Raw genomic sequence first — 13,385 nt, 5'->3', positions numbered from 1 at the left:
CGGCGACAAGGAGGCGGGAATGCGGGTGTTATTGGTGGAAGACAATGAGTTGATCGCGCTGGGCATCGTCGCCGGGCTGCGCGCCCACGGCCTGACGGTGGACGCGGTGGGCAGCGCGGCCCAGGCCGAGGCGGCGCTGGCGACGCTGGACGCCGATTTGATGATTCTGGACCTGGGGCTGCCGGACGAGGACGGCATGCGCTTGCTGGCGCGCTTGCGCGCGCGCGGCGCGGCGTTGCCGGTGCTGGTGTTGACCGCGCGCGACGCGGTGGAAGACCGGGTGGCCGGCCTGCGCGCCGGCGCGGACGATTATCTGCTCAAGCCCTTTGATCTGGACGAACTGGTGGCGCGGCTGCACGCCTTGCGCCGCCGCGCCGCCGGGCGTTGCGTGGACGTGATCGAGGACGGCCCGCTGCGGCTGGACCCGATGCGCGGCGAAGTCTGGCTGCACGGCCGGCCGGTGGCGCTGGCGCGCCGCGAACTGGCGCTGTTGGCGGCCTTGATGCAGGCGCGGGAGCGGATTCTCAGCGCCGAGCAGTTAAAAGACCGGCTCTACGATTACAGCGAGGAAATCGAAAGCAACGCCCTGAACGTGCACATCCACCATTTGCGGCGCAAGCTGGGGCCGGCGGTGGTGGAGACGGTGCGCGGCCTGGGCTACCGCTACGGCAGGGCCGGCGAATGAGCTTGCGTCTGCGACTGCTGTTATGGATAGGGGTGTCGCTGTGCCTGCTGTGGGGCGGCGTGGCGGCCTGGACGCTGCATGATCTGGACCGGCAGATGCGGCTGACGCTGGACCGGCGGCTGGCGATGTCGGCGCAGATGGTGGCCGGCCTGATGGAACAATTGCCGGCGCCGCCGCCGCGCGCCGTGCCGCGTTTCGAGGGCATAGGCGCCGGCATCGCGTGCCAGATTGTTTCCGTGCGCGGCGAGGTGCTGGCGCGCACGCCGGGCGCGCCGGATACCCGCGCGGACCCGGCGCCGGGCTATGCCGAGCAAACCCTGCGCGGCGAGCGCTGGCGCAGCTATACGGTGGTGGCCAACGGCTTGCGGGTGACCACGGCGGACCGGCTGACCGAACGCGAGGCGATGTTGACGGATATCCGCTGGGCCGCCGCCGTGCCCTTCATCGCGGCCCTGGCCGGCAGCCTGGTGGCCTTGTGGCTGGGCGTGAGCCGGGGGCTGCGGCCGCTGGAGCGGCTGCGCCGCGCCTTGGCGCGCCGCGCGCCGGAAGCGCTGGAGCCGGTGGCCACTCAGGGTTTGCCGCGCGACGTGCTGCCGCTGGCGGACAGCCTGAATCAGCTCTTGCGGCGCGTTGGCGAAGCGCTGCAACGCGAGCGGCGTCTGACCAGCGACGCCGCCCATGAGCTGCGCACCCCGCTGACGGCGATCAAGACGCATCTGCAAGTGGCGCGCATCACCCAGGGGCCGGACGCGGCGCAGGCGCTGGCCCACGCCGCCGAGGGGGCGGAACGCTTGCAGAACACCCTGGGGCAGTTGCTGATGCTGGCGCGGCTGGAAGGGGCTTTCGATTGGGAGGAAGGCCCTCCGGCCTGCGCCGACGAGGTGGCGCGGCTGGCGATGCGCGACGCGGAGCCCGCGCCGCCGCGGCGCATTGTCTGCGCTCCGCTGCCGGAGGCCGCGCTGGCCTTGCCCCAGGCGCTGGCGGCCACCGCGCTGCGCAATCTGCTGGACAACGCCTTGCGGTATTCGCCGCCGGACGCTCCGGTGCGTTTGGAGGCTGCGCTGTGCGAGAAGGGCTTGCGCTTTGAAATCCGCGATCAGGGGCCGGGGCTGACGGCGGACCAGCGCGAACAGGCCGCGCAGCGCTTTTGGCGCGGGCGGCATGCCGGCGCCGGCAGCGGCCTGGGCCTGTCCATCGTCACCGCGATCGCCGGGCGCTTTGGCGGCCGCCTGGAACTGCTGGCCGGGGAGGAGGGCGGGCTATGCGCCGCCCTGACGCTGCCGGTGCTCAGAAGCTCTTCATAGCCTGCCGCGCTTCGCCGGACGCGGCGCGGCGAGCGCCCCTTTAAAAATGCGCATGCGCCCCTTGAGCATCCCGCTGTCTTTGCGGTTCCCGCCCTGGCGCGCTAGACCTTGAACAGGCGCTCAGGACGACGAATGCCGGAGCATGAACGGCGGCGCGGCCACCACGTCCGGCACGCTGCTGTTGACCGGGTTCCGCATCACTTTTTGCGCCACCAGCTTCAGCTCGTACATGATGCCGATGGCGGCGTCCAACTCCCGCGGCTGGCCGTTGAAGGTGCGGTCCAGCGCGGCCAGCAGGTTCTGGTAGGCCTGGTAGAACTGGGCGCCGCTGACGGCCGCGCCGCTGCCCGCCGGATAGTCTGACAGCGCGGCGTTGGGCAGCAGATTGAACACCCCGGTTTCGTCCAGCGGCACCGGCTCGCCGGTATAGGACCAGCCGGAGGGGCTGGAGTCGTCGCGCACCAGGCGCTTGCCGTAGTAGATCTCGCCAAACTTGAAATAATGGGCGTAGCCGCCGCCGGCTTCTTCCTTGGGGTTGACCCAGTCGTCCTCCACCTGCACGCCTTCGCCCTGGCGCACAATGGTGTCTATCACCACGCGGGCGCTGGCCATGTCGTAGACCTTGCCGTCCGGACAGCCCGGCACCTCCTGCGGGAACCACTGGCTGACGTCCACCTGCTCGTCCAGCCGCGGCTGGGCGAAGCAGTCGTGACCGTGGTTTTCCAAATATTGCAGCCGTTCCAGGATGGCCTGGTAAAAGCGGCCGATGGAGTCGAAGCCGGGCTGGTTGTCGACCGAGGCCTGGGTCTCCCCGGGCAGGACGGCCTGGGTGTCCGGGCGTTCAATCTCCATGAACACTTCCTGAGCCTGCTGCCGGCTCAGCGCCTTGAGGGTGACGATCAGGCCGGTGTCCACGCACATCGGCAGCGGCCCCGGGTAGCTGAGCGCCCGGCCGTCTTCGATGACGCGCGGGTTGCCGCCGATGGCGATCAGGGTGTTGGCGGCCAGGGTCATGTGCAGCATTTCCTCCACCACCACGGATTGCACCAGCGCGCGCGCTTCCTGATTCTGGCCGGGCTTGATGGAGAACAGCGCGGTCAGATAAGTGGGAATGGTGGACAGCTCCAGCCGCACCGCGCCGGCCAGCATGGTCCGCACATCGTTGATGTGCTCGGCCTGAAGCAGTTCGGCCATCAGTTCTTGACGTATCTTCAGCATGGCTTGGTTTCCTGGCTTGGTTTCCTTGAAAGAGGGGTGGTCTGGGCGCTCAGGCGTCGTTGCCCTTGCGGCTCTTGCTCGTGCTCAGAGAGCCGCGGGTGGCGGCGATGTCGGCCTCGCTGGGAGCCGCGCTCTGGCGCAGCGGGCAGCGCTTGCCGTACATCAGCTGGCGGTCGAAGGTTTTGCCGGTGCGGTCTATCACGTTCTGGAAATAGTTGATCAGCATGCGCCGCTTGCTGGCGGACAGGTCGCGCGTCACCGGCATCTGGTCCGGGTCTTCGATGGGCTTGTCGAACACGAAGCGCATGATGAAGGCGCTGGCGTCGGCCACCGCTTGCTTGGAAAAGTCGAACAGGCCCTGGCTCATCACCGGGTAGAGGTTGGCGTATTGCTGCAGGATGGGCTGAACGTCCTCCCAGCGCGGGTTGTCCAGGTCGATGTCCTGGCCCGGCTGCGGGAAGCTGCTGAAAACCACGACGGCGAAATTGTCGAAGGGCTGTTGCAGCGCCGGATCGGAGCCGGCCAGATTGTAGTTGATGGTGAACAGCTGGCCGTCCATGTATTCGCGCGGGGTGCCGAAGCTTTCCGGCCCGTGCAGGGTGACGGCGACCCGGCCGGCCTGATCGGTGACCGGTTCCGCCGGGCTGAAGCGGACGGCGGCGTTGGGCACGTTGTTGACCGGCAACAGCGCGCGCGGGGTGGTGCCCTGAGTCTTGTCGGTGGGGGTGTCGCCGTAGTCCAGCATGGGCGCGCCGGCCCAGAAGGCCAGCGCCGCGCCGGCCAGCGGCTGGCCGTAGCGCGCCGCGTAGAGATGGGTGTGCAGGTGGTTCTTGTCCGGGTGGTTGGGGTCCAGGCGGATGGCGAAGTCCTCGGCGCGGACCTCGTTGCCCAGCAGCGCTTCGCGCACGCAGACCACGGCGCGTCCCTCCGCGCCCACCGGCTGGACGATGGCCAGCGGCAAGGGCTGATTGGCCAGCCGCAGCTGCGCCTCGTTCAGCGGCACGGACTGGATGCCGGCCTGCTGGTCTTGCAGCGTCTGCGAGGTGTCCACGCCGGCGATGGCGGTGTAGTCGCCCGGCCCTATCTCCGCGTCCTGCGCCGTCCATTCATTGTGCAGGATCGCGTATTGCAGCGACGGCAGCGCCGTCACCTGATAACGGCTGTCCAGCGGCAGCGCGTTGCTCAGGTCCACTTGCAGGCTGGCGGTATCCTGATCCAGCCAGGAGGAGAAACAGCCGATGCCGTTCTGGCTGGCAAGATCGCTGCCCTGTTGCGTGGTGGGCATGAAGCGGCGGCCCAGGATGAAGGAGCGCGGCTGGCCGAGATAGGCCGGGCCGATGGCGCCGAGCACGGTGCCGTAGCCGAAGCCGGGGTCGCTGTAGGTGGTGCTGTAGCCGTAGGTGGTCAGCCGGATGGATAGCCGGTTCTGCTCGCTCAACTCGATCAGGCGGGCCAGCAGCGGGCTGTCGAAGCCGTCCAGATGCCACTGGATATTGGTGAGCACGGACTGAAAGACGGCGGAGGCGGCGCTGTCGCCCTGGCTGGCGGCGCGGGAGAACCACAGATCGCGGAAAGGGTTGCTCTGGTAGTCGGCGGTCATCAGCGGCGTGCCGTCCGGCTTGAGCAAGGACACCGCCAGGCCGTAGATGCTGGAGGCCAGCTGCCAGTCCGGGTCCAGATCCACCATTTTGCCGGACGGCTTGCCGATGGCGTTGCCCACGCTGCAGGACAGCAGCGGGTCTTGCGCCGGATCGGTGATCAGAATGCCGCTGGGGCCGCGCAAGCTGCTCACCTGGCAGTTGGCGAAGCGCATGATGGCGGTGCCGGTGGGGTGCCACCAGCCGTTGTAGGTTTTGGTGCGCCCGTTGTCCCCCGCCTGCTGATATTCCTGAAAGCGCGGTTCGAAAGTGGCGTTGTCGTAATGGCGCGGATCGTTGTTGACGGTGGAGACGTCGGACTGGAACTGGCCGGAAAAGGCCAAGCGGGGGAACTGCAGATAGCTCATATGGGCTCCTTGCCGGCAGGAAAATCCGCTGACGGCTTTTGTAGGCGATTTAATTCCATGGGCATAGCGCGGGTATAGGCGGCGCTGGCCATAAGGGCAATGTTCTTTAGGCCAGGAGGGGGGCCGGAGGGAAAGGACAGGAGGCCGGCGCGTGTCCCGCGCCGGCCGGAGCCGGGCGCTTATTCCTCGCCCAGCGACATCGCGTGATTGAAGACATTGCCCGGGTCGTATTTGCGCTTGATCGCCGTCAGTTCCGGATACAGCGCGCCGTAATACAGCTCGCCCCAGCTATAGCCGGGCGTGCCCGGCTGAGCGCCGTTCAGCATGTCCACGTCCGGGTAGTTGATGTAGCAGCCTTCGTAGGGCGAATCCGGCAAGGCCGCCGAGGCCGGGTAGGGCGTGCCGTTGAAGCCGTCGGCGGCGTAGACGGCGTCGAAGAACTCGCGCATCCAGCGCACATGCTTGGCGTCGTTGGCCGGGTCGGTCCAGTAGCTCTGGTATTGCAGCTTCATCACCGAGGCGCGCTGCGGCACAGCGGTCTGGTTGTCGGCCGGATCGAAGCCGTTGTTGCCGGCGCCGCGGCGGTTGATCGCGCCGCCGTAGGAGTCCACTTGCAGCAGCGATTGGGAGAAGTCCAGATCGTGGGGATGGGTGTTCAGATGCCGGTGGATCGCCTTGCACTCGGCCTGGCTGAAGTTCTGTTTCATATAGGCGGATTTGTACTTGCCGCGCTGATTGTTGCCGGAGCCGTTTAGCGTCTGGGTGGCGTACAGCCAGTCCATCGCCTGCGCGTGTTCCGGCAAGGGCGCGCTGTTTCTGGGCGGCGAGCGGTGCGGGATGTGGGGCAGATGGCCGCCGCCGGGCAGATAGGTGTTCAGCAATTGCGGCGAGGCCACTCGCGCGATGCGTTGGTAAAAATCATTGAACGGCGCGGTGTCGTTCAGCTTGCCGTCCCGGTCCGTGTACTGCACCACCAGCCCCAGTTTTTTGGCGCTGACATGGGTGAGTTTGAGCAGGCTGAACAGGCCGTAGCCTTCGGGTTCGCTGTCCGCCTCCCGCCAGTATTGGCCGTAGGTTTGCAACAAGTCGGTGAAGCGGCCCAGGTCTTTGAAATCGTTCCAGTCGAATTGCAGGAATTGCACGCCCACCTGCTGCGGCGCCGGCGGCAGATCGTCGAAGTAATAGCTGGTGATCAGGCCGACGTTGCCGCCGCCGGCGCCTTTGCACAGCTTGAGCAGGTCGGCGAATTCATTGTCGGCGCGAGCGTGGACCTTGCGCGCCTTGCCGCCGTCCGCCAGCAGAATGTCCACCGCGCTCAGCCAATCCACGGTCAGGCCTTGCAGCCGCGACAGCAGGCCGTAGCCGCCGCCGCTGATATGGCCGCCGGCGCCCACCGAGTAGCAAGAGCCGCCGGGCACGGTCTTGCCGGTGAGCTTGTACAGGCCGACATAGCCGTCCCAGTTCTGATTGCCGGCCAAGAGCTGAAAGCCGTAACGGCGGCCATCCGCCGTCACGTCGCGGCGCAGGCCGGAGAGCTGGCCGATGTCTATGATCAGGCCGCCGGGGTTGTTGCTGACGAAGCCCTCGTAGCAATGGCCGCCGCTGCGGATGGTGGGTTTGAGACGGTGGTCCAGCGCGTATTGCAAGGCGGCGGCGGCTTCGTTCTCGTCGCTGCAGACGACGATGCCGCCGGCGGCCTGGCCGGCCTCCGGCCAGCGCAGATTGAAGCCTTTTTTCAGCGTTTCGTAACGGGGGTCGTCCGGGGTGATGGCATTCAGGCCCATGGCGCTCTTCTCCTTGTGCGGCCGCGACGGCGGCTATGCGTTTTGAATGACATTGTTTTATAGACGAGCGGTGAGAGGGCGAGGCTGGCAAATGCTGAGCTTGGCCTTGGGGCGGGGGAGTCGCCTGGCTTCGACGGCCGTCGCGGCTGTCTTGGCCGCGTCGCGCGTCGACAATGACGGGCTGGCGCTAGCCGATGTCGGCTTGGGGCGCGGGCAAGCCCTCGGCGGCTTCTTCAAACAGCCAGTCGCGCAAGGCCCGCGCCGCCGGCTGGTTGGCGTCGCGTTGCGCGACGCTCAGGTAATAGGCCTGGCGGAATGGCGCTTCGCCGCGCAGCGGCCGCGCCAGACGTCCGGCCAGCAAATCGTATTCCACGCACAGCGCCTGTCCCAGGGCGACGCCCTGTCCGTCTATCGCCGCCTGCAACAACATGGATTCATCCGAAAAGCTCAAGCTCGGCTGCGCCTTGAGATCCAGATCGATCTGGACGTGATCCAGCCATTGCCGCCAGCCGGCGAACTGCCGCTCGTGCAGCAGCGTGCATTGCGCCAAATCCCGCGGCCGCCGCAGGCGCCGGGCCAAGTCGGGGCTGCAGACCGGAAAGAAGGCGGAGGAGGCGAAGGGCTCGGTGTTGAAGCGGGCCGGCCACGGCGGTCCCGTGCTGATGACGATATCGGCGGCGGAATATTCGGCCGCCGGCTCGGTATGGATTTCCACCGGCAGGCCGGGGTGCCGTTTCAAAAACCGGTACAGCCGGGGAATCAGCCATTTGCTGCCAAACAGGCGCGGCACATGGATATTCAAAGCCGGCGCCGTCTGCAGCATCAATCCGTCCGTGGCTTGTTGCAGCGTGCGGAATGATTCTCTGATTCTGGGTAAATAATGCTCGCCCGCCGTGGTTAATTTTAAACGATTGTTTTGGCGTTCGAATAAGGGCTGATTCAGAAATTGCTCCAGCTGTTTTATTTGATGGCTGACGGCCGCCTTGGTGACGAATAGCTCTTCCGCAGCTCGGGTAAAACTCATATGTCGCGCGGCGGATTCAAAAACTCTCAAGGCATGCAGCGGTGGCAGGCGTTGGTACATGATTTCCCCTCGTGCAAATAAAATCCGCCAGATCCATTCGTTTAATAAAACTAAACCGATGTCAAATATAACTGTCTTGCGATAAAAAATTAGCTCATTAACAATATCACACAAGTCCATTATTTAAAGCGTGGAAATGATATTGACCATTGATGCCGGCACCACGAATACCCGCGCCACCTTATGGCGCGATTCAGTGCCGATTGCGCGCGCGGCGCAGCGGGTGGGGAGCCGGGATACGGCGATGACGGGCAGCCGGAACGCATTGCGGCGGGCGGTGAGGGAAACGCTGGCGCAGGCGTTGAGCCAGGCCGATGTCGGCATCGACGAGCCAAGCCTGCTGCTGGCGACGGGAATGATCAGTTCGAATATGGGCCTGTTGGAGATTCCCCACCTGCTGGCGCCCGCCGGCCGCGAGGCTCTGGCCGCCGGGATGAGGGCCTGCGTGGTGCCTGAGGTGTGCGCGCGGCCGATCTGGTTTGTGCCCGGGGTGAAGAATCTGTCCGAGGACATCGGCCTGCACAACTGCGAGCGCATGGACATGATGCGCGGCGAAGAGGTCGAGGCGATGGCCTTGATCGACAGGCTGTCCATCCGCCAGCCGGCCATTCTGGCCATTCCCGGCTCGCATTCCAAATTCATCCATCTGGACGCGCGGCAGCGGATCGCCGGCTGCGTGACCACGCTGGCCGGCGAGCTCTTGCACGTGATTACCCACAACACCTTGCTGGCGGATGCGCTGGGCGGCTCGTTCGCCGCGGAGCTGGATGTGGAGATGTTGTTGGCCGGGGCCGAGCAGGCCAGCCGCATCGGCCTGGGCCGGGCCTGTTTCATGGTGCGCACGCTGGACCAGTTCACGGTGTACGACCACAACGCCAGAGCCAATTTCCTGTTGGGCGCGGTGCTGGGCGCGGACTTGCTGACCTTGAAAAACAGCCGCGCGCTGAATATGAGTCCGGGCACGCAATTCATCGCCACCGGCCGGCCGCTGCTGCGCGCGGCGCTGGGCTGCCTGGTGGCCGGCGATGAGTTCTTCTCCGGCAATGTGGCGATGGTGGACGAGGCGACGCAGGCGGATCTGGCCGGTCATGGAGCGATTTTGCTGGCGCGGACTCGGGGCTTGCTCTGAGAGCTTGTTCAAAGTCTCGCGGGCGGGGTGGTGGATTCAACAGGGAGCAAGAAATGGACAGCAAGCTGCCGCTGGTGGCGATTTTACGGGGCATCCGGCCGGAGGAGCTGGAGCTGCACGTGCCGGCCTTGATCGAGGCGGGCTTCGAGGCGGTGGAGATACCGCTGAATTCGGAGCGCTGGGAGGCCGGCATTCAGCTGGCGGCGCAGCGCTATGGCGATCAGGCGCTGATCGGCGCCGGCACCGTGCTGCGGCCGGAACAGGTGCGGCGCTTGGCCGAGCTGGGCTGCCGCTTGATCGTTACGCCCAACGTCGATGCCGAGGTGATCCGGCAGGGCCTGGCCGCGGGCATGCAATTGCTGCCGGGCTGCGCCACGGCCACCGAGGCTTTCGACGCCATCGCGGCCGGCGCGCGCCGGATCAAGCTGTTCCCCGCCGGCGCGCTGGGGCCGGCTTATGTGGCCGCCTTGCGGACGGTGCTGCCGGAAGCGGTGGACATCTACGCGGTGGGCGGAGTGAGACCGGAGACGCTGGCGGATTATCTACGCGCCGGCTGCCGGGGGGCGGGGCTGGGCGGCGAGTTGTATCGCGCCGGCCAGCCGCCGGAGAGGACGCGGGCGCAGGCGCGGGCTTTCGCCCGCGCTTACCGGGAGGCAATGGCGGGATAGGAGAGCAATATGCGATACGACTACTTGTTCAAGGGTGCCTTGGTGGCGGACGGCAGCGGCGCGCCGGAGCGGCGGGCGGATGTCGGGGTGATAGGCGAACGCATCGCGGCGGTGGCCGCCGAGCTCGACGGCGACGCCGGACAGCGCATCGACTGCGCCGGCCTGGTATTGGTGCCCGGCTTCATCGACGTTCACACCCATGACGACCTGGCGGTGATCCGGCGCCCGGACTACCTGGAAAAAACCTCGCAAGGCGTGACCAGCATCATCGTCGGGAACTGCGGACTCAGCGCGGTGGGCGCGGTGCTGGGCGACGAGGTGCCGGCGCCGATCAATCTGCTGGGCGAATTGGAGGATTTCCGCTATCCGGACCTGGCCAGCTACCGCGCCGCCATCGAAGCGGCGCGGCCCTCGGTCAACGTCGCCACCTTGATCGGCCACACCACCTTGCGGCACCGCTGCCTGGCGTCGCAGCAGGGGCCGGCGGACGAGGCCGGCATCGCCGCGATGCGCGAGCATTTGATCCTGGCGCTGGAGCAGGGCGCGCTGGGCTTGAGCACCGGCCTGTCCTATGACAGCGCGGCGCAGGCGTCCACCGAGGAAGTCTGCCGGCTGGCCGCGCCGCTGGCCGAATACCAGGGCGTCTACGCCACCCATATGCGCACCGAGTACGACGGAGTGCTGGAGGCGATGGAGGAAGCCTTCCTCATCGGCCGCAGCGCCAAGGTGCCGGTGCAGATCTCGCACCACAAATGCGCCGGGCTGAAAAACTGGGGACGCTCGGCGGAGACGCTGGCGCTGATCGACATCCGTCGCCTGGGGCAGGACATCAGCCTCGATTGCTACCCCTACCGCGCCGGCTCCTCCAATCTCGACCCCGGCCAGGTCACCGCCGACTACGACATCCTGATCACCTGGTCCGCGCCGCATCCGGAGATGGCGGGGAAAACCCTGCAACAGATCGCCGGCCTCTGGGCGTGCGACATCCACCAGGCGGCCGGCCGCCTGCTGCCCGCCGGCGCCATTTACTTCCAGATGCATGAGGACGATGTGCGGCGCATCCTGAGCCACCCGGCGGCGATGGTGGGCTCGGACGGCCTGCCCTGCGATCCCAATCCGCATCCGCGGCTGTGGGGGACTTTCCCCCGGGTGCTGGGCCATTACAGCCGGGACTTGCAACTGTTCCCGCTGTCCACCGCCGTCCACAAAATGACCGGCCTGCCGGCGCGGCGCTTCGCGCTGCGCGACCGGGGCTTGATCCGTGCCGGCTATTTCGCCGATCTGGTGCTGTTTGACTACCAGCGGATCGACGACGTCGCCAGCTTCCAGCAGCCGCGGCAGGCGGCGGCGGGCATTGAGCGGGTCTTCGTCAACGGGGTGCAAACCTATGCTCAGCAGCGGCTGAGCGGAGTCCGCGCCGGGCGGTTCTTGAGCAGAAGCCGTCAGGCTGCTTAGAGCGTGTTTACGCTCTAGCGAGCAAGAGCGAGACAAGGCGAAAGCGGCTGAGAAAGCGGAATGTACATACGGTACATGAGCATTTCGAAGTTGTACTCGCCGTGCCACGCCTCACGACGCGCAGCAGATCGTAAACAGGCTCTTAGGGGGAGGCAGCATGATTAAACGTTATGGAGTAAGCGGCAGCGCCGGCACCGGCGGGCAAGCGCTGCCTTTCGCCGCGGCGGCGGCGGCGGACGGCTGGTTGTACGTGTCCGGACAAACCCCGATGCGGGACGGCGAAATCATCGCCGGCGGCATCGTGGAACAGTCGCGGCTGGCGATACAGAACTGCCTGGACATTGTGGCCGAGGCCGGCTTCGCGCCGGCGGACATCGTGCATATGCAGGTCTTTCTCAGCGACGCCCGTTATTTCCCCTCCTTCAACCGGGTGTTCCGCTCGTTCTTCGCCGAGCATCCGCCGGCGCGGGTGTGCTGCGTGGCGGAGCTGGTGGTGGATTGCATGGTTGAGGTGGACATGAGGTGTTTTAACGCCAAGTTCAAATATTAAGTATTTTGCGCCAGGCGCGGCAGCGCGGCCGATGAAAAGGAGAGGGCGATGGCGAATAGCGATTTTCTGACGTGGTTTCTGATCTACGCCGCCGGCATGATGACGTTGGGCTGGTATGTGACCCGGCATCAGAAGACCGGCGAGGACTTCATCCTGGGCGGCCGCAAGATGCCGATGCTGCTGACGCTGGGCTCGACGGTGGGCACCATGGTGGGCACCGGCTCCAGCATCGGCGCGGTCAGCTTCGGTTACGCCAACGGCTGGGCCGGCATGTTGTACGGCATTGGCGGCGCCACCGGCATCCTGTTGACGGCCTGGTGGTTCGCGCCGGTCCGAAACCTCCGCTTCATGACCATGAGCGAGGAGGTCTGCTACTACACCGGCGGCAGCAAGCTGGTCAAAAACCTGGTGGCCGTCATCATTTTCTGCGCCTCCCTGGGCTGGTTGGGCGCGCACATCCTGGGTGGCGGCCTGTACCTGGCCTGGGCCTCCGGTATTGATATCCGGGCGGCCAAGACCATTGTCGCCGTCGGCTTCGTGTTCTACGTCGGCATCGGCGGCTATAAGGCGGTGTCCTGGATCGACACCTTGCAGTCCATCGTGCTCTTCCTCGGCTTCATCGTGCTGGCGGTCCTATCGGTGCGCCATGTCGGCGGCTGGGAGGCGGTGGTGAGCCGGACCGATCCGGCCGCGTTCACGCCCTTCGGCATCGGCAAGCTGGGCCTGCTGCCGGCCTTGTCGCTGGCCGCGGTGATCGGCGTGGGCGTGCTGGCCACGCCCTCCTACCGCCAGCGCATCTACGCCGCCGAATCCGCCAGCGTGATCCGCCAGTCCTTCATCATCACCGGCCTGCTGTATATGGGCTTTTCCTTCCTGCCGGCCATCATCGGCATGGCCACGCATGCGATGGAGCCCAATCTGGCCAATAGCAGCTTCGCCTTCCTGCACGCCACCACCGCCTTGCCGCAGGCGCTGGCCGTGGTGGTGCTGATCGCCGGCATGTCGGCCAATATGTCCTCTGGCAGTTCCGACGCGATTGCCGGGGTCTCCATCATCCTGCGCGATCTCTACGTCTGGATGCGTGGCCGGATGCCGCCGCCGGAGCGGGCGATTGCGCTGTCCCGGCTGTTCCTGCTGCTGGTGATCCTGCTGGCCTATCTCTTCGCGCTGACTTCCAACGACATCATCGGCTACATCACCAAGATGATCTCCATGGTGATGTCCGGCATGTTCGTCACCGTGCTGCTGGGCCGTTTCTGGCCGCGCTTCAATTGGCAGGGCTGCATCGCCGCGCTGCTAGGCGGCAGCCTCGCCTCGCTGGCCGTCATCCTGTCGCCGTCGTGGCTGGCGCGGCTGGGCAATCCGGTGATTCCCGCGGTGCTGCTCAGCCTGCTGCTGGCCGTTGTCGTCACCTGGCTGACGCCGGCGAGCGCGCGTTCCCGGGAGGAGGTGCTGGAGATGATTACGACTGAGCGTGAAAGCCATGGCTGAGAACCTGTTCAA

At 66.2% G+C, this 13,385-nt stretch carries 11 protein-coding genes; 7 read left to right on the top strand and 4 right to left on the bottom strand.

The genetic code is table 11. The features are described from left to right. The first annotated feature begins 19 nt into the window (after positions 1-19). Both ACODSD_RS18805 and ACODSD_RS18800 read left to right on the top strand, forming a co-directional pair. Positions 20-685: a response regulator gene (locus ACODSD_RS18805; RefSeq protein ID WP_107801442.1), complete on the top strand. Its 666-nt coding sequence runs from the start codon at positions 20-22 to the stop codon at positions 683-685. Next, positions 682-1,989, top strand: a complete 1,308-nt coding sequence (locus ACODSD_RS18800) for an ATP-binding protein (RefSeq protein ID WP_488878027.1) — start codon at positions 682-684, stop codon at positions 1,987-1,989. The genes ACODSD_RS18805 and ACODSD_RS18800 overlap by 4 nt, the downstream gene beginning before the upstream one ends. A gap of 120 nt (positions 1,990-2,109) precedes the next feature. Here ACODSD_RS18800 and ACODSD_RS18795 read toward each other — a convergent pair whose 3' ends face one another. The 4 genes from ACODSD_RS18795 to gcvA all read right to left on the bottom strand — a co-directional run bounded on the left by ACODSD_RS18795 (position 2,110) and on the right by gcvA (position 8,200). Continuing rightward, positions 2,110-3,207 (bottom strand): ferritin-like domain-containing protein, encoded by a 1,098-nt coding sequence (locus tag ACODSD_RS18795; RefSeq protein ID WP_488878026.1) that lies wholly within the window; start codon positions 3,205-3,207, stop codon positions 2,110-2,112. A gap of 49 nt (positions 3,208-3,256) precedes the next feature. Further along, entirely contained in the window at positions 3,257-5,212 is a 1,956-nt protein-coding gene (locus tag ACODSD_RS18790) for a hypothetical protein (RefSeq protein WP_107801445.1), read from the bottom strand. A gap of 179 nt (positions 5,213-5,391) precedes the next feature. After that, a complete protein-coding gene (locus tag ACODSD_RS18785; protein ID WP_488878025.1) occupies positions 5,392-6,996 on the bottom strand; it encodes an FAD-binding oxidoreductase in 1,605 nt (534 codons plus the stop codon). A 187-nt stretch (positions 6,997-7,183) separates the two neighbouring features. After that, on the bottom strand, positions 7,184-8,200 hold the full coding sequence (gene gcvA, locus ACODSD_RS18780; protein ID WP_233246768.1) for a transcriptional regulator GcvA: 1,017 nt from the start codon (positions 8,198-8,200) through the stop codon (positions 7,184-7,186). 16 nt (positions 8,201-8,216) lie between these two features. Between gcvA and ACODSD_RS18775 the strand changes: the two genes are divergently transcribed. The 5 genes from ACODSD_RS18775 (at position 8,217) to ACODSD_RS18755 (ending at position 13,373) form a co-directional block, all read left to right on the top strand. Next, positions 8,217-9,209: a 2-dehydro-3-deoxygalactonokinase gene (locus tag ACODSD_RS18775; RefSeq protein ID WP_488878024.1), complete on the top strand. Its 993-nt coding sequence runs from the start codon at positions 8,217-8,219 to the stop codon at positions 9,207-9,209. Positions 9,210-9,262: 53 nt separating this feature from the next. After that, positions 9,263-9,877 carry a 2-dehydro-3-deoxy-6-phosphogalactonate aldolase gene (locus tag ACODSD_RS18770; RefSeq protein WP_107801448.1) on the top strand — a complete coding sequence of 205 codons (615 nt, stop codon included), beginning with the start codon at positions 9,263-9,265 and terminating at the stop codon, positions 9,875-9,877. Positions 9,878-9,886: 9 nt separating this feature from the next. Then, a complete protein-coding gene (locus ACODSD_RS18765) occupies positions 9,887-11,332 on the top strand; it encodes an N-acyl-D-amino-acid deacylase family protein (protein WP_488878023.1) in 1,446 nt (481 codons plus the stop codon). 157 nt (positions 11,333-11,489) lie between these two features. Further along, positions 11,490-11,882 carry a RidA family protein gene (locus ACODSD_RS18760; RefSeq protein ID WP_486636306.1) on the top strand — a complete coding sequence of 131 codons (393 nt, stop codon included), beginning with the start codon at positions 11,490-11,492 and terminating at the stop codon, positions 11,880-11,882. Positions 11,883-11,930: 48 nt separating this feature from the next. Continuing rightward, positions 11,931-13,373 (top strand): sodium:solute symporter family protein, encoded by a 1,443-nt coding sequence (locus tag ACODSD_RS18755; RefSeq protein WP_488878022.1) that lies wholly within the window; start codon positions 11,931-11,933, stop codon positions 13,371-13,373. Positions 13,374-13,385: the final 12 nt, after the last annotated feature.

It is taken from the genome of Chromobacterium sp. FG22, assembly GCF_057809415.1.
This window is presented reverse-complemented; position numbering and strand designations above follow the sequence as displayed.